Annotated in this window: 19 protein-coding genes; 2 read left to right on the top strand and 17 right to left on the bottom strand. The window is 44.1% G+C overall.

The features are described 5' to 3' along the window. Window positions 1-495: LysR family transcriptional regulator (locus ACYQ5K_RS06145; RefSeq protein WP_459777370.1), on the bottom strand; the 495-nt coding region annotated here is incomplete at its 3' end. A gap of 322 nt (window positions 496-817) precedes the next feature. On the opposite strand from ACYQ5K_RS06145, the gene ACYQ5K_RS06140 reads away from it, so the two are divergent. Beyond that, window positions 818-2818 (top strand): oxidoreductase, encoded by a 2001-nt coding sequence (locus ACYQ5K_RS06140; RefSeq protein ID WP_459777369.1) that lies wholly within the window; start codon window positions 818-820, stop codon window positions 2816-2818. A 232-nt stretch (window positions 2819-3050) separates the two neighbouring features. On the opposite strand, the gene ACYQ5K_RS06135 is transcribed toward ACYQ5K_RS06140, so the two are convergent. The 14 genes from ACYQ5K_RS06135 to ACYQ5K_RS06070 form a co-directional block, all read right to left on the bottom strand. Beyond that, window positions 3051-3566, bottom strand: coding sequence for a YqeG family HAD IIIA-type phosphatase (locus tag ACYQ5K_RS06135; RefSeq protein ID WP_173687764.1), 516 nt, complete (start codon window positions 3564-3566; stop codon window positions 3051-3053). After that, window positions 3559-4350, bottom strand: coding sequence for a shikimate kinase (locus ACYQ5K_RS06130; RefSeq protein WP_173687763.1), 792 nt, complete (start codon window positions 4348-4350; stop codon window positions 3559-3561). Before ACYQ5K_RS06130 ends, ACYQ5K_RS06135 begins: the two co-directional genes overlap by 8 nt. A gap of 106 nt (window positions 4351-4456) precedes the next feature. Further along, complete coding sequence (locus tag ACYQ5K_RS06125) at window positions 4457-5185, bottom strand: peptidoglycan recognition protein family protein (RefSeq protein WP_173687762.1); 729 nt, start codon at window positions 5183-5185, stop codon at window positions 4457-4459. A 435-nt stretch (window positions 5186-5620) separates the two neighbouring features. Next, the gene (gene guaB, locus ACYQ5K_RS06120) at window positions 5621-7075 is read right to left on the bottom strand and encodes an IMP dehydrogenase (RefSeq protein ID WP_178024802.1); all 1455 of its coding nucleotides are present in this window, start codon (window positions 7073-7075) and stop codon (window positions 5621-5623) included. 208 nt (window positions 7076-7283) lie between these two features. Then, on the bottom strand, window positions 7284-7775 hold the full coding sequence (locus ACYQ5K_RS06115; protein ID WP_178024804.1) for a DUF6106 family protein: 492 nt from the start codon (window positions 7773-7775) through the stop codon (window positions 7284-7286). A gap of 100 nt (window positions 7776-7875) precedes the next feature. Then, window positions 7876-9501 (bottom strand): chaperonin GroEL, encoded by a 1626-nt coding sequence (groL, locus tag ACYQ5K_RS06110; RefSeq protein WP_008375030.1) that lies wholly within the window; start codon window positions 9499-9501, stop codon window positions 7876-7878. A gap of 83 nt (window positions 9502-9584) precedes the next feature. Next, window positions 9585-9869: a co-chaperone GroES gene (locus tag ACYQ5K_RS06105; RefSeq protein WP_022220380.1), complete on the bottom strand. Its 285-nt coding sequence runs from the start codon at window positions 9867-9869 to the stop codon at window positions 9585-9587. Window positions 9870-9988: 119 nt separating this feature from the next. Further along, window positions 9989-10294, bottom strand: coding sequence for a hypothetical protein (locus tag ACYQ5K_RS06100; RefSeq protein WP_008375025.1), 306 nt, complete (start codon window positions 10292-10294; stop codon window positions 9989-9991). 88 nt (window positions 10295-10382) lie between these two features. Further along, the gene (codY, locus tag ACYQ5K_RS06095) at window positions 10383-11165 is read right to left on the bottom strand and encodes a GTP-sensing pleiotropic transcriptional regulator CodY (RefSeq protein WP_022220379.1); all 783 of its coding nucleotides are present in this window, start codon (window positions 11163-11165) and stop codon (window positions 10383-10385) included. Between the two features lie 154 nt (window positions 11166-11319). Then, window positions 11320-13407, bottom strand: coding sequence for a type I DNA topoisomerase (gene topA / locus ACYQ5K_RS06090; RefSeq protein ID WP_195230916.1), 2088 nt, complete (start codon window positions 13405-13407; stop codon window positions 11320-11322). Window positions 13408-13439: 32 nt separating this feature from the next. Then, entirely contained in the window at window positions 13440-14537 is a 1098-nt protein-coding gene (dprA, locus tag ACYQ5K_RS06085; protein ID WP_459777368.1) for a DNA-processing protein DprA, read from the bottom strand. A 5-nt stretch (window positions 14538-14542) separates the two neighbouring features. Then, the gene (locus ACYQ5K_RS06080; protein ID WP_173687757.1) at window positions 14543-16069 is read right to left on the bottom strand and encodes a YifB family Mg chelatase-like AAA ATPase; all 1527 of its coding nucleotides are present in this window, start codon (window positions 16067-16069) and stop codon (window positions 14543-14545) included. Between the two features lie 457 nt (window positions 16070-16526). After that, window positions 16527-17261: a type 1 glutamine amidotransferase gene (locus tag ACYQ5K_RS06075; RefSeq protein ID WP_179963091.1), complete on the bottom strand. Its 735-nt coding sequence runs from the start codon at window positions 17259-17261 to the stop codon at window positions 16527-16529. 15 nt (window positions 17262-17276) lie between these two features. After that, window positions 17277-18647 (bottom strand): MurT ligase domain-containing protein, encoded by a 1371-nt coding sequence (locus ACYQ5K_RS06070; protein WP_459777367.1) that lies wholly within the window; start codon window positions 18645-18647, stop codon window positions 17277-17279. A gap of 181 nt (window positions 18648-18828) precedes the next feature. On the opposite strand from ACYQ5K_RS06070, the gene sigK reads away from it, so the two are divergent. Beyond that, entirely contained in the window at window positions 18829-19461 is a 633-nt protein-coding gene (gene sigK / locus ACYQ5K_RS06065) for an RNA polymerase sporulation sigma factor SigK (protein WP_173687755.1), read from the top strand. A 75-nt stretch (window positions 19462-19536) separates the two neighbouring features. On the opposite strand, the gene ACYQ5K_RS06060 is transcribed toward sigK, so the two are convergent. Together ACYQ5K_RS06060 and ACYQ5K_RS06055 are read right to left on the bottom strand one after the other, a co-directional pair. Next, window positions 19537-20448 (bottom strand): CPBP family intramembrane glutamic endopeptidase, encoded by a 912-nt coding sequence (locus ACYQ5K_RS06060; protein WP_459777366.1) that lies wholly within the window; start codon window positions 20446-20448, stop codon window positions 19537-19539. Beyond that, window positions 20441-21676 carry a peptidase U32 family protein gene (locus tag ACYQ5K_RS06055; protein ID WP_173687753.1) on the bottom strand — a complete coding sequence of 412 codons (1236 nt, stop codon included), beginning with the start codon at window positions 21674-21676 and terminating at the stop codon, window positions 20441-20443. The genes ACYQ5K_RS06060 and ACYQ5K_RS06055 overlap by 8 nt, the downstream gene beginning before the upstream one ends. Between the last annotated feature and the right edge of the window lie 28 nt (window positions 21677-21704).

Genomic DNA, 21704 nt, shown 5'->3' with positions numbered 1-21704 from the left:
ATATGAGGGTAGCATATCAAAATCAATCCCGGATTCTTTTTCTTTTCTCGAGCAGAAAGCAATATCATACTTTTCCTCTTTCAGTCCCTGTATGATCTCCGTCGTATTTCCGACCGAAAAGCGGAAATTCACATCCCAGTCTGCGTGTTCCTTCAAAAACCCGCCTACAAGCTGTGGAACAAATACACTTCCAAGCGTAAAAATATATGCGAGATCGATCACCCCGCCGGTGTCACTTGTCAGCGCCCTTGTCTTTTTTACGCCACTGTCCAGAATCTTTAAAGCTTCTTCTACATATTCCAGAAATACTTTTCCGTACTTTGTCAGTACAACGTTACGCCCTCTTTTTTCAAACAGGTTTGTCTCCAGCTCCTGCTCCAGCATACTGATGGCATGGCTGAGACTTGGCTGCGTAATGGACAGCATTTCCGCCGCTCTGGTATAGTGTTCTATATGTGCCAGTGTCACAAAGTAATGCAACTGATTCAGATTCATAAAACCATCACCCTCTTTCCTGTTCTTATATTAAACATAGCATAAATTATTTAATTATTCTATAGTTTTGTTTAAATTGTCTATCTTTTTCTATTTTCCGTCTTCCTACTATAATTTAATTTTTATCTTTTCCATTGTTTCTATAGTTATATTCTATTATTTTTCTATATATTTTCAATTTGTATTTTTCAGTTTTTTGTGGTTATAATGGATTTAACAAAAGCCGGTACGCCCAAGCCGGTATAAGACAACCTCGCGTGACTAAGATTTTTTGATTCTATTTTATTTTGATTATTAAGTCATTTTTACGGAGGAATTTCTAATGAAAAGCAAATACAAACACATTTTCGAGCCATTTACCATCAAACATATGACGGTCAAGAACCGTATCGTCATGACTCCAATGGGAACCAACTACGGTGAACAGAATGGTGAAATGAGTTTTCTTCATATCAATTATTACGAGCAGCGTGCAAAAGGCGGTACAGGACTTCTCATCGTAGAGAACGCCAGCGTTGATTCTCCACAGGGATCTAACGGAACCACACAGCTTCGTATCGATCAGGATAACTACATTCCAAGACTTTTCAAACTTTGTGAAACAGTACACAAACATGGATCCTGCATTGCAATCCAGATCAATCATGCCGGTGCTTCCGCACAGTCAGCACGCATCAATATGCAGCCGGTTTCTGCTTCTGATGTTCCTTCAAAAGCAGGCGGTGAAATCCCGCGTCCACTGGAAAAAGATGAGATCATGCACATCGTTAAGAAATACGGTGAAGCAGCAAAACGTGCGCAGATCGCAGGCTTTGACGCTGTAGAGATCCACGCAGGTCATTCCTACCTGATCAGCCAGTTCCTCTCTCCTCTTACCAACAAGAGAACAGACGAATTCGGCGGATCCCCGGAAAACCGTGCAAGACTTGCAAAACTTGTTATCGAAGAAGTAAGAAGACAGGTTGGACCATTCTTCCCGATCTTCGTTCGTATCAGTGCAGATGAATTTATGGAAGGCGGCAATACGCTGGATGACTGTCTGGATTACCTTCAGTATTTCCAGGAAGAAGTTGACGTATTCGATGTATCTGCAGGTCTGAACGGATCCATCCAGTACCAGATCGATGCAAACTACCTTCCAGATGGATGGCGTTCTTACATGGCAAAAGCTGTAAAAGAACGTTACGGCAAACCATGTATGACAATGGGTAACATCCGTAACCCACAGGTTGCTGAAGATATCCTTGCAAGAGGCGACGCTGACCTGATCGGTATGGGACGTGGACTGATCGCTGATCCGGAATGGGTAAACAAAGTAGAATTCGGTGATGAATGTGATATCCGTAAATGTATTTCTTGTAACATCGGATGTGCCGGACACCGTATCGGAATCAACCGTCCGATCCGTTGTACTGTTAACCCATCTGTAAATGGCGGCGAAGATTACAAAAAGCAGAAAATTAACAAGCCTTGCAACGTTGTTGTGATCGGTGGTGGTACTGCCGGACTGGAAGCTGCATGTACAGCTGCCGAGGTTGGATGCACTACTTTCCTGATCGAGAAGAAACCGGAACTCGGCGGACTTGCTGCCCTGATCTCCAAGATCCCGGACAAGAAGAGACTTGCTGACTTCCCGAACTATCTGATCCATCGTGCAAGCAAGCTGAAAAACCTGTTCATCTTCAAGAACACGGAAGCTACGATTGAAATGATCAGAAGCATGAATCCGAACATTATTGTAAATGCTACCGGTTCTAATCCGCTCCTTCCACCGATCAAGGGTCTTCATGAGAACATTGACAAAGAAGGCGGAAAAGTTTCTTCTATTACAAATATGATCGACCATGTTATGGAATATCCGGAAGATCTGAAAGGTAAGAAAGTTGTTGTGATCGGTGGCGGTGCCGTAGGTCTTGACGTAGTAGAATTCTTCGCTCCACGTGGCGCTGATGTAAGCATTGTGGAAATGATGCCGGTAATCGGTAACGGAATTGATCCGGTATCCAAAGTCGGAACCTTTGCACTAATGGATAAATATGGTGTAAAACAGTGTCCGAATACTGCTCTTCTTGAAGTTAAAGCGGATTCTTTCCTTGTTAAAACACCAGAAGGAAATGAAGAAGAAATGCCATTTGATTATGGATTTGTATGTCTTGGTATGAGAGCAAACGCTCCGATCCTTGATGCAGTCCGTAAAGAATTTGAAGATGAAGATGTTGAAATCATGAACATCGGTGACAGTGTACGTGCCCGCCGTATCATCGAAGGTACAGAAGAAGGACGTAACATCCTGAATGTTCTTGCCAAACATGACTACTTATAAGATTTTGTAAATATAGTATCCCCCCTGATGTCCCCTGGTTCTCGTTATGAGAGCCGGGGGATTTCTATTTGCTTTACCAAATAAAAAAGAATGTGCCTCGGCACATTCTCGCGCCGAGCGCGGTCGCTTGCGACATTCTTCATCTTCGTGCGAGTGCGCATCTCCGGCACGTAGAGCCTTTTATTTCATCGGAAGTTCCTTAGGAATTTCCGATGAAATAAAAATGCCCTGCCTACTTGCAGGACATTCTCTTTTCGTTCTCTTTTTTATAGAAATGTAATACAATCTTCTCCAGATATCTTTTCAGCACAATCTGGATCTCTTCTTTTGGATGGATCGGCTTTACCAGAATACTCTTCATCCCGGTACGCTTCGCTCCCCACACATCCGTAAAAAGCTGATCTCCGATAAACACAGTGTTTCCTCTGTCCGTGTGCATCAGCTCCATGGCTTTTATATAATTCTTCGTGGAAGGCTTATGCGCGTTAAACACATACTTGCTCTGCACCTTTTCGGCAAAAGGCTTTACACGTGGTTCCTGGTTATTGGAAATCAGGCATGTATCAAACCCGATGCTGCGCAGCCTGTCAAAAAGACGGATTGCTCTCTCATCTGCCGGTGCTCCATGCGGAACCAGTGTATTGTCAATGTCAAATACCAGTCCACGACAGCCTTCCCGATACATTTTTTCAAAATCCAGTACATAAGTGGACGCTGCATATTCGTCCGGATAAAAGGTCTTAAACATGATTCTCATCCATTTCCAGAAGCTTCTGAATCAGATCTTCACAGATCTGCAGAACCGTCTTGTTATCTGTATCTACAACGATATCTGCAGCCGCCTCGTATTTTTCTCTTCTTGCTTCCATCAGCTGCTCGATATATTCTACATTCTTGTGTCCATTGAGCAGCGGTCTGTCGTCACTGTCTTTTACACGGTCAAGAATGGTCTGTGGATGTGCAGTAAGGAGTACTACACGACCATTTTTCTTCATCTCTGCAACATTGCGTTCACGCATTGCCACACCACCACCACAGGAAATGATCACATTCTTCTTCTCCTGCATCTCGATCAGAAGGTTGGTCTCCATATTACGGAAATATTCCTCCCCATAGGTTTCAAAAATATCGGAAATACTCATGCCTTCGCGTTCTGCAATCAGCTGGTCCATCTCAACCACTTCCATGGCAAACATGGTACTAAGATAATCAGAGATCGTACTTTTTCCAGCTCCCATAAACCCGATCAGGACAATGTTGTAATCAAAAAGCTTTCTTGCCTGGATCTTCTTACTGTTGCGCTGGATACGCTCAAATACATCATAAATCTCGTCTCTGTGCTTATTATTGTGAAGGCTGAACATCAGTCTCTTCTTCTGCTTTTCTTCCTGTTCCGGCTGCAGGATCGGCATACCATACTCTTCTTTGTATGCCATGATCTTTTCAATGATCGCATATCTTTCTTTTAATGCCTCTGTGATCTTCGCATCACAATTTGCAAGTTCTTCACGGTATAATTCCAAATCGTTCATCTATCAATTCCTCGTTTCTCACTCTACTGCTTTCCGGACACCTTTAATTGCCCGTTATACTAAGACATTATAGCAGACTCTTTGAAAGTGAATCAATAGATATTTTTTATTTTGCGTTATCCAGGACCGCTTTTACATCACTTTTAAACTGCTTCCAGGCATCTTCATTTTCGACAAAGTATTTCGGACAGATTTTCCCTGTAATATCATAATGTCGGATCACATCTTCTTCTGTCAGAGAAAACTTTTCACACAGCCATGCTGTAAGTTGCACCATGCTCTTATAAGTTGCCTCGTTGAACTTTCCGGTCTCGTCCGGATGACAGCACTCAATGGACACCGTATCAAAATTCCGTGTATTGGATGCATAAGCAACCTCCCAGGTCGGTACGCATTGTACGATTTCCCCGTCCAGTCCCACTACAAAATTGCTGCTTGCCTGCGTAATGTGACTGTCCTTCAGTCCTTCAAAATAGTCTCTGTTCTCCATCGCTGTCGAACCAGGGTTGGCAGTGTAATGAATGACTATTCCGGTAATCTCATTGGTTGAAAGTCCCGGTCTTGAATATTCATTCACAGTTAACAGTTCTACATCAATATCCGGCTTTTGGGCACTGATCACTTCATCAGAAAGCTCACTGTATGCTCTCTGTGCGAAGATTCCTCTTCCACTGATCTTCATAATAGAAAGTGCAAGAAGCAGTGTGATCAGGATCGTACTCCCCACCTTTATATAACGGCTCATTCTGCGCCTCTTATTCGCCTCATAATAGCTTTTTCCATTGCCACCCCTGTACAGGTTGGCTCTGGCGTTTTTCTTCCTTCTTCGGTTCATTTCGTCATCTCAATCTTTTGTGTTTTTTGCAAATTTTCTGTTGGAATTCCAACTATATCTAGACTATCATAAAATGGTGAGAAATTGTTGAAAAAAATATTATTTTTTTATTAAGGTGGTGGGAAGGGGACGTGTACATCTGCGGAAAATCAATTGCTGCCGGATTCCGTTGTGCAAACCATTCCAGTGAACCACTTAGGGCGAAAATCGTGTTCAGCAGAGGCTTCCACGATTTTTGTGTTTCATCTCCATTGCACAACAATCGAATCTGGCAGCAATTGATTTTCCTCCGACGCACACTGGTTTTCCCTTTGACCCAGTCGTTCGGTTGACTGTTGAAGGTTTGGGTGAAGTTTGAAAATAGTTGGATAATGTAAGAGAGAAGAATCGTCTCTCTTACGGAAATGATTCTTCTCTCTTGATTAATTTTATATCTTATTCATCTACGCTGTAGTTTGGTGCTTCTTTTGTGATGTGGATGTCGTGTGGATGGCTTTCTTTGAGGGATGCGGAGGAAATCTTTACGAAACGTCCTGTTGTCTTGAGGGTTTCGATGTCTGGTGCTCCACAGTAGCCCATTCCGGAACGGAGACCGCCCATTAACTGGAATACTGTATCCTCTACAGATCCTTTATAAGCAACTCGTCCTTCTACGCCTTCCGGTACAAGCTTCTTCGCATCTGTCTGGAAGTATCTGTCTTTGCTTCCGTTCTCCATTGCTGCGATAGATCCCATTCCACGATATACTTTGTATTTTCTTCCCTGATAGAGTTCGAATGTTCCCGGGCTCTCATCGCATCCTGCGAAGATGCTTCCCATCATACATACGTTGGCTCCGGCTGCGATCGCCTTGGTCATATCACCTGAGTACTTGATACCACCATCTGCAATAATCGGAATTCCCGACTCTTTTGCTGCTTCGTAGCAGTTCATAACAGCTGTGATCTGTGGTACACCGATACCGGCTACGATACGGGTTGTACAGATGGATCCAGGTCCGATACCAACCTTAACTGCATCAACACCTGCATCGATCAGCGCTTTTGTTGCTTCTCCTGTTGCAACGTTACCTGCGATCACCTGAAGATCCGGGAATGCATCCTTGATCATTCTTACGGTACGAAGTACATTTGCTGAATGTCCGTGTGCCGAATCAAGTACTACTACGTCTACTTTTGCTTTTACAAGGGCTTCTGCTCTTTCAAGACAGTTCGCTGTAATACCGATCGCTGCACCACACAGAAGTCTTCCCTGCGCGTCTTTTGCTGACAGCGGGTATTTGATCTGTTTCTCAATATCTTTAATTGTGATCAGACCTTTTAAGTTAAAATCTTTATCTACGATTGGAAGTTTTTCTTTTCTTGCTTTTGCGAGGATCTTCTTTGCTTCTTCCAGGGTGATACCTTCCTGTGCTGTTACAAGACCTTCGCTTGTCATGGATTCTTTGATCTTCTTGGAGAAATCTTCTTCAAACTTGAGGTCACGGTTCGTAATGATACCTACCAGCTTTCTTCCTTCTGTGATCGGAACTCCGGAAATACGGAACTTCGCCATCAGTTCATTAGCATCTGCCAGTGTGTGCTCCGGTGACAGATAGAATGGATCTGTAATAACACCATTCTCAGAACGCTTAACCTTGTCTACTTCTTCTGCCTGCTGTTCAATCGACATATTCTTGTGAATAATACCGATACCTCCCTGGCGTGCCATAGCGATCGCCATACGATGTTCGGTAACAGTGTCCATTCCCGCACTCATCATCGGTATGTTAAGCTTAATGCCCTTTGTAAGATAAGTTGATAAATCAACCTGATTTGGAATTACTTCTGAATAAGAAGGTACCAGAAGTACATCATCGAAGGTAATTCCTTCTCCAATAATCTTTCCCATGATTTTTCTTCCTTTCTCTCTCGTCTGTAATTTTGATTTTCTGCTATGATAACGCATAAATCCATGCTATGTCAAGTCTTTTATCGAGTACATTCGTCCGTCCGTGACAATCACGTTTCTGCAGATCACTGATAGTTTTACGTAACCGTCTTTCCGGATGCAATTGTCCCCCCGGAACCTGCAAGCTTTTCTGCACGTCTTTCGGGAATTATTTACAAAAAACTTTTCTTGGTGCCAGCATCTTCAGTCCTTCACAGACTGTCTTATTCGGCTCAAAAATAATCTTTTTCTTTTCCCCGTTATTTACAACGATCAGCTCATATGTATCTGCCCCCGGCATACCCGAACTGTAATCGGTTCCTTTCAGCCCCTGATAAGGTCTGAGTTCCGGCGAACCGGAAGGTGCCATCATCTCAAGATCCGTCATCTCCATCGAAAAGATATTTTTCCGACGGGATTTTGCCATAATCTTATCAATATCCAGACTTCCGTTCACAAATAAATACTCATATTCAACATCCATACTCCGGAACAAAAAAACATCCAGTGCGATCATGATCACCGGACCGATTATACCGAATGGGATCATAAATATAAGTACGACCGACAGAACAGTAAGTATGATAAGTATTGCTTTGATCAGCGTCGTCGAAGATGCTTTCTGCCTCTTCACCAGCTGTTCTGTGTAAAAATCACCCATATCCTAACCTCCAAATTTATATATTAGAACTATTGTAACACTTTTATAATAAAAAGAAAACTCCTCTTCTGAGGAGTTTTCTAAAAATCATATTTTTAGCTTACATCATGCCCATTCCCGGAGCTCCGCCTGCCGGCATAGCCGGTGCATCCTCTTTGATGTTAGCAACAACGGATTCTGTTGTAAGGAGTGTAGATGCAACACTTGTAGCGTTCTGCAGTGCGCTTCTTGTTACTTTTGCAGGATCAAGGATACCTGCTTTCACCATATCAACATATTCTTCATTGTAAGCATCAAAACCATTTCCAGGTTCAGCTTCTCTTACCTTGTTGATGATAACTGCACCTTCAAGACCTGCGTTAGCTGAAATGTGGAATAATGGAGCTTCCAGAGCTTTGAGAACTACTTTTGCTCCTGTCTTTTCATCACCTTCCAGAGTTTCTGCAAGTTTGGCAACTTCTTTAGATGCATGGATGTATGCAGATCCACCACCTGCAATGATTCCTTCTTCTACTGCAGCTCTTGTCGCATTAAGAGCATCTTCCATACGGAGTTTTGCTTCTTTCATCTCTGTCTCAGTAGCAGCACCTACACGGATAACTGCAACTCCGCCGGCGAGTTTTGCAAGTCTTTCCTGAAGTTTTTCTTTATCAAAATCAGATGTTGTCTCTTCGATCTGGGCTTTGATCTGTCCGATTCTTGCTTCCAGAGCAGCCTTATCACCCATACCATCAACGATAACTGTATTCTCTTTCTGAACTTTTACAGATTTTGCACGTCCAAGCTGTGCCATAGTTGTATCTTTCAGTTCCAGACCAAGTTCTTCCGAGATTACCTGTCCGCCTGTTAAGATTGCAATATCTTCCAGCATAGCTTTTCTTCTGTCACCATATCCAGGTGCTTTTACTGCAACTACATTGAATGTTCCACGCAGTTTGTTGACGATCAGAGTTGTAAGAGCTTCTCCTTCGATATCTTCTGCTACGATAAGAAGTTTGGCTCCTGACTGTACGATCTGTTCCAGCAGCGGAAGGATTTCCTGAATATTAGAAATCTTCTTGTCTGTGATCAGGATATATGGATCATCAAGATTTGCTTCCATCTTTTCCATATCAGTGCACATATATGCTGAAATATATCCACGGTCGAACTGCATACCTTCTACAAGGTCAAGTTCTGTCTTCATTGTCTTTGACTCTTCAATTGTGATAACGCCGTCGTTGGAAACTTTGTCCATAGCTTCTGCTACCATCTCACCTACACTGTCATCACTTGCTGAGATAGCTGCTACTCTTGCGATCTGCTCTCTTCCTGTAACTTTGCTGCTCATCTTCTTGATAGCTTCCACAGCACAGTCTGTTGCTTTCTTCATACCTTTTCTTAATACGATCGGGTTTGCACCTGCTTCCAGGTTCTTCATTCCTTCGTGTACCATAGCCTGTGCAAGAACAGTTGCTGTTGTTGTACCATCACCTGCAACATCGTTGGTCTTAGATGCAACTTCACGGATCAGCTGTGCTCCCATATTTTCAAATGCATCTTCCAGTTCGATTTCTTTTGCGATTGTTACACCGTCATTTGTGATAAGCGGTGCTCCGAATGATTTATCCAGAACTACGTTTCTTCCTTTTGGTCCGATTGTTACTCTTACTGTATCAGCAAGTTTGTTGACACCTGCTTCCAGTGCCTTTCTTGCGTCTGCTCCGTATTTAATTTCCTTTGCCATTTCTATCACTCCTGATTCTTAAAAATAAAATTCTGTTCTGATCTGAAAATCTGATTTTTATCTGTATATGATCTCCTGCAGGATTATCTGATCACTGCAAGAATATCATTCTGTTTTACAATGATGTATTCTTCATCATCGAGTTCTACTTCTGTACCTGCATATTTGGAATAGATAACTTTATCACCTACAGAAACATTCATCGTAACTTCTTTTCCATCAACAACTCCGCCTGGTCCTACAGCAACAACTTCTGCCTGCTGTGGTTTTTCCTTTGACTGTCCAGGAAGTACGATTCCTGATTTTGTAGTCTCCTCTGCAACTAACTGTTTTAATACAACTCTGTCAGCTAATGGTTCTAATTTCATTATAAATTCCTCCTAACTCTATCTTGTTAGCACTCAACAAAATCGAGTGCTAAAAACTTTCTAGGTATAAGATAGCACTCTCTTTCTTTTTTGTCAACATTCGATTTTGAATTTTATAATTACTTTAGATTTATTTCATAAAATCCATTCGTCACCTGCAGGACCAGAATCATACCTGCACGGTTCTCATATCGCTCCTTTATCATCCCTGTACACACAGTCTCACATGTGATCGTCCGGATCCGGCATTCATATACTGCATCCAGTGAAATATCAGAAAGACTGCCTGAGCGCAGGATCAGATGTACCTGCTCCATCTCCTTCTGATATTCTATGACTGTTGCCTCGTAAATATTCTCATCTTTTTCCTTATCTTCTTTCAGATACTGTACCATCGTAAGTACAGCTTTATCTCCATCATACATGCTCTCTTCTCTCCTTTTTTACAAATATAGTCCCCCGTTAAAGAAAAGGGCATCAGATTTGTCTGATACCCCTCTTTTACTTTTATCCTTAATTCATTTTTTCTTTTTTGATCTTATCCAGTTCTTTGAACACGTAATCATTCACAACCTTGATGTAAGTTCCTTTCATACCGGATGAACGGGATTCGATCACGCCTGCACTCTCAAATTTACGGAGTGCATTGACAATTACAGAGCGGGTGATTCCCACACGGTCTGCAATCTTGCTTGCCACCAGAATGCCTTCCATTCCGTTAAGTTCATCAAAAATATGGATGATTGCTTCCAGTTCAGAGAAAGAAAGAGTGCTGATCGCAGATTGTACGATCTGCTCTTTTCTGGTCTCTTCTGCACTCTCTTCGTTAACAGAGCGGAGCATCTCAAGTCCCACGACAGTGGTTCCGTACTCGCTCAAAATGATGTCGTCGATTTCGTACATGGACTCTTTTCTGTATAAAAACAGAGTTCCAAGTCTCTCTCCTGCAATGTTGATCGGAGTAATGATCGCCTGATATCCCTGAGATACATCAGCTGTAAATCCAAGTGTCTGCAGATTAACATTCTCTTTTGTGGAAAGAATACTGAGAAGACGTTCATTTAACATCGGATCAATATGTTCTCCCACTTCGTCCTGCAAAAGCTCATGGATCTCCGGGACTCCTTCGCATGTGCTGACACCGAGTACCTTTCCTTTCTTACTGACTACCAGTACATTCGATGCCAGAATCTCTGTCAGAACTTCACAGATATCTGTAAACACAACTTTGCTTGAATTATTATTGTGCAACAGTTTGTTAATTTTTCTTGTTTTATCCAATAATTGTACGCTCATATCTGCCTCCATATACTTTTATTAAAAATGTGCGTTTCCGTTCGCATTTTTCACGAATATGAAATATTGTTGAAATTATGTGCACAAATTAGTCAAAAAAATGTGCACATAAATATATTATCATACAATTCTGAATAGTTCAATGAAATTTGATTTATTTTTCATCTTTCTCTTTATTTTTTACAAATCCACACTGCTCATTACCGCAGACAAGTTTATTTCCTTTTTCTACCATATAGCTTCCGCATTTCGGACATTTTTCTTCTGACGGCTTCTGCCATGACATAAAATCGCATTCCGGATTATCCTCACATCCGTAATAACGTCTGCCTTTCTTTGTCTTACGCAGCACAATGTCTTTTCCGCATTTCGGGCAGGCAACTCCGATCTTCTCCAGATACGGTTTGGTGTTGCGGCATTCCGGGAATCCGGGACATGCAAGGAACTTTCCATGGGGACCGTATTTGATGACCATATTTCTTCCACATTCTTCGCAGACTACATCGGTTACCTCATCCTCGATTTTAACTGTTTCCAGCTCTTTTTCTGCTTTTTCAACCGCTTCATTCAAATCCGGATAGAAATTGCTGATAACCGATTTCCACTCTACCTTTCCTTCTGCGATCATATCCAGAAGTCCTTCCATATAAGCGGTAAAATTGACATCGACAATGCTTGTGAAAGACTGCTTCATAATATTATTGACCACTTCTCCAAGCTCAGTCATATAAAGATTCTTGTTCTCTTTTGCAACGTATCTTCTTGCAATGATCGTAGAGATCGTTGGTGCATAGGTACTCGGACGTCCGATTCCAAGCTCTTCCAGTGTCTTTACCAGAGATGCCTCGGTGTAATGTGCAGGTGGCTGTGTGAAATGCTGCTTATAATCAAAGGATTCTTTCGTCAGTTCTGAATCTTTGTCAATACTCTTGACCATTACATTTCCACTCTGTTTTTCCTCATCGCTTTCCACATATGCCAGACGGAAACCTTCAAATACAATCTTAGATGCCGATACCGTAAAACGGTAATCATCTGCTCCGATTTTAACAGAAGTTGTCTCATATTTTGCCGGCTGCATTCTGCTCGCCACAAAACGCTTCCATATCAGCTGATACAGACGGAACTGATCTCTTGTAAGAGATTCTTTGATTTCTGCCGGAACACGGGTAACATCTGACGGACGGATGGCTTCGTGTGCATCCTGAATATTTTTCCCGTCATTCTTCTGCTTCTGTTCCGATGCAGTCTCTGCCACATACTCTTCTCCGTAGGCTTTTCCAACGTAGGCTCTCGCATTTGCATCCGCCTCCTCAGAGATACGGGTCGAATCAGTACGCAGGTAAGTGATCAGACCAACCGTTCCGCTTCCTTTGATATCCACACCTTCATAAAGCTGCTGTGCGATACGCATCGTCTTTGAAGTTGCAAAATTCAGTGCTTTGGATGCCTCCTGCTGAAGGGTACTGGTCGTAAACGGAAGCGGTGCTTTTTTGCTTCTCTCACCGCGCTTTACGTCGACTACTTTATATTCTGCATCTTCCAGTTCTGCAAGAATCTTATTCAGTTCCTCTTCATTATGGATCGTAATCTTCTCATCCTTTGTTCCGTAGAATTTTGCTGTAAGAAGCTTCTTTTCTCCCTTTATCTTGAAATTGGCGTCCAGTGACCAGTATTCTTCCGGAATAAAAGATGCAATCTCATCTTCCCGGTCCGCAATGATGCGAAGTGCTACTGACTGTACACGTCCGGCACTGAGACCTCTTTTTACTTTTGCCCAGAGAACCGGACTGATCTTATATCCCACAATACGATCCAGCACACGACGCGCCTGCTGCGCATCTACCAGATCCATGTCGATATCACGTGCATTTTTCAGTGATGCCTTTACCGCACTTTTAGTGATCTCGTTAAAGCTGATCCGGTATACTTTCTTTCCTTCCAGCTTAAGTGCTTTCATCAGGTGCCAGGAAATTGCTTCTCCTTCACGGTCCGGGTCAGTTGCAAGATAAATCTTATCTGCTTTTTTTACTTCTTTTCTAAGCCCTGCAAGGATCTCACCTTTTCCTCTGATTGTAATGTATTTCGGCTCAAAGTCATGCTCCAGGTCTACTCCCATCTGACTTTTCGGCAGATCTCTTACATGTCCGTTGGATGCCATTACCACGTAATTGCTGCCGAGAAATTTCTTTATGGTCTTCACTTTTGTCGGTGACTCTACAATCACAAGATAACGTGCCATATATTATATTCCTCCATATTAACAGTGTCAGATCATTTTGATCTGACATAATAATTTTTTGATCTTTCCTGAATGCATCCTTTCAACTGAAGAGATACACAGATTCCCATCACCTCCTGTGGAGTAAGTCCGGTTTCTCTCTGTAAATCATCCAGCCCCCGCGGATACAAACCGAGCTTACTATACACCAAATTTTCTTTTGTTTCAAGCTTTATTTTGTTTTTCGTGTCTGATATAATTGCGATTTTCTTCTTTATCAGCCCTTTTATGACCAGTTCTTCCAGCAAATCTTCTTCATTCAGAAGAATCCCTGCCCCCTGCCGGATCAGGCGGTTACAACCACAGCTCAGCGGCTCTGTCACCATCCCCGGGAGGGCATAAATGTCTCTTCCCTGTTCAAGAGCCATGTCTGCTGTAATCAGGGATCCGCTTTTTTCTTTTGCCTCCATAACGAGTACCACATCGGCAAGTCCGCTGATCAGACGGTTTCTTGCCGGAAAATGCCAGGCAACCGGCGGAGTTCCCGGTGGCTGTTCAGACAGTATACCTCCGCGCTTTATTAAATCTTTATAGAGTCCTTTATGTGCCGCCGGATAACATACATCTGCTCCGCCTCCCAGAACCGCAAATGTCTTCCCTCCGACATTTAATGCAGCCCGGTGTGCCATCCCGTCAATTCCCAGTGCCATTCCACTGATGATCTGGATTCCGCTCTCCGCAAGTCTTTCAACAAAGCGAAGCGTCATTTTCTCACCATAGCTGCTACATCTTCTGGCACCTACCACCGCCACCGACGGGATTCCCTCCTGTGGCATCTTCCCGATAAAAAAGAGTGCATACGGCATTCCTGCAAGTTCTTCAAACCGTTTCGGATAATTGTTCTGTCCCCGGACTGCCATCTGAATTCCCCGGTCCGCCGCTTTTTGATACGCTTCCCTCCAGTTCCTTTTTTTCTTACTTTCTTTCAGGATCCCCCACTCTTTTTCTGTAATTATCTGTTCTCTGATTCCTTTTTCTTCTATATAATAGACCGCTTCCGCAGATCCGTTCTTTCTGCATAATTCACACTTTCTGTCACCTGTGATTCCTTCCACACACGCCAGCCAGTATGTATACCACATTTCACTCATTTCTCTTATCCCCAGTATTCTTTATCCATAACCCGATACCCCAGTGCCTCTCGAAGTGCCGCAAGATCGATCTCCTCTTTTTCCTCCAGATCCGCGATCGTCCGTGCCACCTTTAACACCTTATGATAGCTCCTCACCGTCAGGTTCATCACTTCATAAGCCTGGCGCATCATCCGTTCTTCCTCTTTCCCAAGACGGCAGTATTTTTCAATTTCATTTTGCCCCATCTGTGCATTTTTTGTCAGCTTTTCTTCCTGAAAACGTTCCATCTGACGCATTCTTGCAAGCATCACTTTTTCCCGCATGCCTCTGGAATCCATCCCTGTTCCCTTTCCGGTCAGTTCTTCATATTCGACCTTGGGTGCCTCCATGCAGATATCAATCCGATCCAGAAACGGCTGGCTCAGCTTTCCCTGATAATTCCGGATCTGCCCGGGCGTACAGGTACATTGGGGACCAGGAGCCATTCCGCAGGGACATGGATTTGTTGCAGCAACCAGCATAAAATCTGCCGGAAAAATATAAGCTCCCTGCTGCCTTGCCAGATGAATGCATTTTTCTTCCAGCGGCTGCCTGAGCACCTCCAGAACACCTCTCGGGAACTCCGCCAATTCATCCAGAAAAAGAACACCTCCATGCGCAAGTGTTGCTTCTCCCGGCGATGGGATTCGTCCGCCTCCGATGAGTGCTGCCCGTGTCACGGTATGATGGACCTCCCGGAACGGTCTCTGCCAGATCAGCGGATTCTCTCTTTTAAGCAGTCCCGCCGTACTGTAAATCCCCGTGATCTCCAGACTTTCTTCCCGGTCAAGCGGTGGCAGGATCGTCGGGATCCGTTTGGCAAGCATCGTCTTTCCGGAACCGGGCGGCCCGACATAAAGCAGGTTATGTCCTCCTGCCACTGCCACCATCGTCGCCCTTTTTACTGCTTCCTGTCCCTGAATATCACTATAATCTATGTCCCATTCTTCCGTTCCATGAGCCTCTTCTTTGTCAGGTTTCTCCATCTGAGGCATATACTCACCCTTCAGCCATCTGCATACCTCTTCCAGAGTCTCTGCCCCAAAAATCTGTATTCCCTGCGCCAGCCTTCCCTCATCCTCATTTGACTTCGGAATCACACAACACCTGAAACCAGCCCTCTTTGCTTCCAGAACAATCGGAAGGATTCCCTCTGCCGGCTGCAGCTTTCCATCCAGTCCGAGCTCCCCTGCAAGTAAGATATCCTCCACGGCTTTTTCCGGGAATCTCCCCATTGCCCCAAGTACTGCAACTGCAATTGGAAGATCAAATACAGATCCCTTCTTGCGGACACATGCCGGCGACAGATTGATCACAATCTTTTTCGCCGGCATGGTATAACCGGTATTGCGCATGGCAGTTCTTACCCGTTCTGCTGCTTCCTTTACCTCCGAAGACAGATATCCCACCATATGAAACATTGGAAGTCCGTTCCCTGCATCTGCTTCTACCTGCACAAATTCTACTTTCAGCCCCAGAATCGTTGCCGAATGTACCTTGTAAAATCCCATATTAAATTCACCCTTGCCTTTCCCCGGCAAAAGTTCAGAAGTTTTATTTCAGAAAATGTATGGCGAAATGCCATGAGTGATTTGCTAAAAGAAAACCGATATCTTTTAGAAAATGTATCCTTATGATAGTATGGGGAGGGGGATTTTGTCAAGATAATTGGGAGGGGAAATTTGTGTGAGTAGGTTGTGAGGTCATCGTGGGAGAATCATCTCTTTCGATTCCATTGTGCAAACCATTCCGAGAAGCCTCTGAAAGCGAAAATTGTGTCAGCAACGGCTTCCACAATTTTTGAGTCTTCTCTCCATTGCACAATAAGTGAATCGAAAGAGATGATTCTCCCACGACGACCGCTGTACTTTACTGACAAAGTTTTGCCTTGCTATATCATAGTGGAGACAAAATGCCTCTGCACAGGCAGGGCGAGACCTTGTGTGCAGAGGCATTTTGCTAAAATAGTTATTTACTTAATCTTTGTTTCATGTATTCGTTGGCGTTTAATTCTAAGGTGTCGTCCAGTGGGGCGAGTGGGGCGATTTTGCCATATTTGCGTTCGAGGGCAGTTTGTAATATAAAATCGCAAAGTACCGGGTTCTTTGGTAAAAGAGAGCCGTGCGAATAGGTTCCGAAGACATTTTTGTAGCGGGCTCCTTCGGTTTGGTCTTCTCCGTTGTTGCCGTAGCCTTTGAGCATTTTGCCGAGTGGTGATACGCCTTCGCCCAGGTAGGTCTTACCGGAATGATTTTCAAAGCCGACTACGACAGATCCACTGCTCTCCGGAAGTGTCTCAAACATGTAGTTGCCGATCATACGCTCTTTGGAGCCAACGGTATGAATGTTGATCGCGCCGGTGAAGTCAAGCTGGACTCCATCCCAGGTCTTATAATACTGACCAAGCATCTGATAGCCTCCGCAGATTGCCAGGAAGATCTTTTCATCTTCCACGGCTGCGCGGATCTCTGCTGCTTTTCCGGTTCCCAGGTCTTTCAGAAGGACTTCCTGTTCAAAGTCCTGACCTCCGCCGATGAAGAAGATATCATAGCGGTTTGCATCCAGTGCCTCTCCGATCGAGCAGCCTTCTACATTGACCTTGATCCCACGATCCTCCATACGGCGTTTCATTGTGATGATATTACCCCGGTCTCCATACAGATTAAGGATGTCCGGGTAGAGATGACAGATATTCAGTTCCATAATTCCCTTTCCTCCTTATTCGTAAAATGCCTTAATATCGGTATGCTTGCTGATCTCGCCACGCAGGTCAAACATAGCGGTATAGGTCGGCATAATAAATGTCGGTGTCTCATCAGCTCCGATTGCCTCTAAAAGGTTCTCATAGTCGCGGATCACTTCAATCCGTCCAGTGTCAAATCCTGCATATTTCAGGCGGAGCGCCATATCATCTGCACGGACTCCGGATACCAGAATACGGGTAAAGCGTGCACTCTGACGGGCAAGTGCTTCAAAATCCACATCCCAGATCCAGCTGATATCGGTTCCATCTGCATAACGGTCATTCAGAAGGAACGCAATCTTGCACTCTTCCTCATCATTAGAAATCTGGTTGATGACCTGATTGTACCCTGCCGGGTTCTTGACAAGCATCATACGTGCTTTAGACTTGCCAAGTTCAAACTGTTCCGCACGTCCGAAGCCACACTCAAATCTGCCGAGTGCATCGACTGCGGTGTCTTCATCGATTCCAACAATCTCCGCAGCCGCAACACAGGCTGCCGCATTGTAAATATTGTAGCCTCCAGGAAGGTTAATGTGCACATCATGGCTATGCCCGAATGCATTTAACACGATATCCGAAGAATCTGCTCCGGTACGCACTACCTGCGTCACGCCAACCTGTGGTGTCTGCCGGTGATATCCACATTTCGGACAGCGGAAACCGCCAAGATGGCTATAAGTTCTGTAATCGTATTCATATTCTGTCTTACAATGAATACAGTACACTGCATCAGACAGTTCAAACGCTGTCTCTTTGTAAATCGGTACATCCACCCCGAACCATACGACCTTATTCGGTACATCATCTGCAAGAGATGCCGTCAGTGAACAGTCCGCGTTCAGGCACAGGGTTGCATCCGGTACATGGGTAATTCCTTCGCGGATTGCATTCAGCGTGTGGGTGATCTCCCCATATCTGTCCAGCTGGTCACGGAAAATATTGTTGACTACCAGACACTCTACCGGCAGCATCTCACTGGTCTTACGGAATGCTGCCTCATCGCACTCGATCAGTGCATGTGTGTAGGAACACTTGCCAGAAAGACTGCAGTGCTGTGCAAACACCGTAATGATCCCGGTCAGAAGATTGGCACCGGATTTATTTGCAAAGTACTTATATCCGGCTTCTTCAAATGCCTGCTCGATCATACGGGACGTGGTCGTCTTTCCATTGGTTCCGGTCACTACCGTAACCTTCACCCCACGTGATAATTCCTTTAAAATATCTTTGTCAATTTTTAATGCGATCTTGCCCGGCAGGTTCGTTCCGCCACGTCCCATCCGCCGCAGGACTGCGTTGGATGTCTTACAGGCAAGTACCGCTAATCTTGTCTTTATTCCCATAATTTTTCCTTTTCTCTCGTAATCTCATTTCTTTTGTAAACCATGTCTGCTACTACATGATTCAACGCTCATTATAACGCATTTTCAGACGTACCACAAGCGCAAAATAACCCGAATGGAAAAGCACAGAACGTTTCACTTTTACATACACTGTTAGTAACTCTATTTTGAGGTAATCATATTGAAATCCTTTCCTCCGCCTCTTACTCCAAAAGAGGAATCCGAGCTTCTCAGACGTAGTGCAGACGGTGACAATGAGGCCCGTCATATTTTGATCGAGCGCAATCTCCGTCTGGTCGCTCATGTCATAAAAAAATATCAGCATCTGGAGGACGATACAGAAGATCTTCTTTCCATCGGAACCATCGGCCTTATCAAAGCAGTCTCCACCTTTAACCCGGACAAAAAAGCCCGGCTTGCCACCTACGCCTGCCGCTGCATCGAAAATGAGCTTCTGATGATGCTGCGCACCAAGCGGAAGAGTAACCGGGAAACCTCCCTATACGAACCGATCGGTACAGACCGGGAAGGGAATGAGATCCGCCTGTATGATATCATCGAATCTGATGAAGAAGATGCCTGTATGCAGCTTGCCCTGAAAAATGATATTTCTCTTCTCTATGAAAAACTGGAATCCGTTCTCACCGACCGCGAACAGCTGGTACTGAAAAAACGCTACGGTCTTTATGGTGAAAAAGAATATACCCAGAAAGAAGTTGCAGCTTCTCTTGGCATCTCACGTTCCTACGTTTCGCGGATTGAAAAAGGGGCGATTCAAAAACTCCGCCCCTGCTTTCTTCCTTCTCATTTTTAATTTCTGTCCGGTCCAGATCCTGTCTGTCCATTTCAAAATTCATGATGCTTCTTTCACACTGACAGACAGGACACTCTACTCAAACATTCCTATACCAAAAAGCAAAATGCCAATTCCAAGAAAGACGCTGCTTACCAGCACAAGCCCCAGCAGAGTTTTCTTTTTTTCTCTTGGCAGAAGCCCCCTGTCGTATCCCGGCTGTCCTTTATGGATCAGGTAATTTCCCGCATAAAGCAGAAACGGTCCTGCCGATGCATAAATAAAATACACCGCCACCGTTACAAGCAAAATACCGGTCGATGCCATAGCTTCTGCACTTTCCATCTGCTCTGAAGCCACACTGGAAGTAAGCTGTAAAAGCAATGTCGGTAACGCATTATTGATCAGATGGAAGAGCATGTTATAAAACATGTTATCCGTCTCGGCAAGCAGATATCCCATGGCGATTCCAAGCATCGCTGTCGGCACAAACCGCCAGAAGCTTCCGTGAAATGCACCGAACACTACTGCACTGATCAGAATTGCCGGCCATGGACTCCTAAAGCCACGGAAACAGCTGAAAAGCCCGCCTCTGAATGCCATTTCCTCAAAAATCGCCGGCGTGACACAGATCAGAAGAAATGCAATTCCAAACGGCAATCCGCCGGATAATTCACTCACATTTTCTGTAGCCCCGCTCATCTGCTCAGGAAATACATAAAGCAGGATCGATGTCGGAATCATCGTGATCAGAAGGGTTCCGATCCACATCAGCACTGTTCCGACAGTCTTTGCGATCGTCGGTCTGTGAAATGGAAATGCACGCTTTACGTCTTCCCGGAAAAGCGCTACTGTTCCAAGTGCCAGCACTGCAAGAAGGCCCTCATACATTAGAATTCCCCACTCGCCAAAATAATAGACACAAAATCGGGAAAGCCAGAATATGTCCACGCCGTACAGAAAGATCAGTACGATCGCCACATATGGCTTCCACGTTTTTTTATTCATCTGCTTCCTCTTTTCTTCTGAGAATATCGTACTTGTCAGCCATACCGGACAGTTCTACATACAGTACCTGCTTCGGATGTGGTGCACTCTCCTGTTCTTCTCCTTCTTCATTTACGATCCGTTTTACCTGAACCTCCACGTTATCTCCGTTCGGTTTCATGATCTCAATCGTCTCGCCAACCGAAAATTTATTCCTCTGTTCGATCTTCACCATACCGTCTTTGATCTCTTCTGCAATTCCAAGATATGTGTACTCCCGGATATAGGTGTTGCTGTCATAAATCTGTGCCTCTTCCGACGGTTTTCCAAAGAAAAATCCAGTTGTAAACTGTCGATAGGTACAATTCGAGATCTGGTCCAGATACCATGGCATATTCTTCCTGTAAAGCTCCGGATCTTTCTGATAATCATCAATTGCTTTCCGGTATGTTCTCGCTACAGTTGCCACATACAGAGCCGTTTTCATTCTTCCTTCGATCTTGAAGCTGTCAATCCCCGCATCAATAAGCTCCGGAATATGTTCGATCATACAGAGGTCTTTTGAATTGAAAATATACGTTCCTCTCTCATTTTCATAAACCGGCATATATTCTCCCGGACGGGTTTCTTCCACAACTGAATACTTCCAGCGGCACGGATGGGTGCATGCGCCATGGTTTGCATCCCTGCCTGTAAAGAAATTACTGAGCAGGCATCTTCCGGAATAAGAAATACACATTGCACCGTGTACGAATGTCTCAATCTCCAGATCATCCGGGATATGTGCACGGATTTCTTTGATCTCACGCATGGAAAGTTCTCTTGCGGATACAACTCTGCTCGCCCCTTGTCTGTACCAGAACATATAAGTTGCATAATTTGTATTATTGGCCTGTGTACTCACATGTCTTTCAATTTCCGGACAAACTTCTTTTGCGATCTCAAATACACCCGGATCAGCAATGATCAGTGCATCCGGCTTTATTTCCTTTAACTCTTTAAAATATTCCCGCACGCCTTCCAGATCGTAGTTATGTGCCAGAATATTTGCAGTTACATATACTTTTACATCATGCTCATGTGCAAACCGGATTCCTTCCATCATATCTTCTTTGGAAAAGTTCTTTGCCTTTGCACGAAGTCCAAATGCTTCTCCTCCAATATAAACTGCATCTGCTCCAAATACGACTGCAGTCTTCAACACTTCCAGGCTGCTTGCCGGTATCAATAATTCAGGATGTCTTGCCATTATTTTTTTCCTTTCTGTTACTGTTATC

The sequence above is a fragment of the Allocoprococcus similis genome (assembly GCF_054660775.1).
Note: the sequence above shows the minus strand (reverse complement) of the source record. Positions and strands in the feature narration are given on the sequence as shown.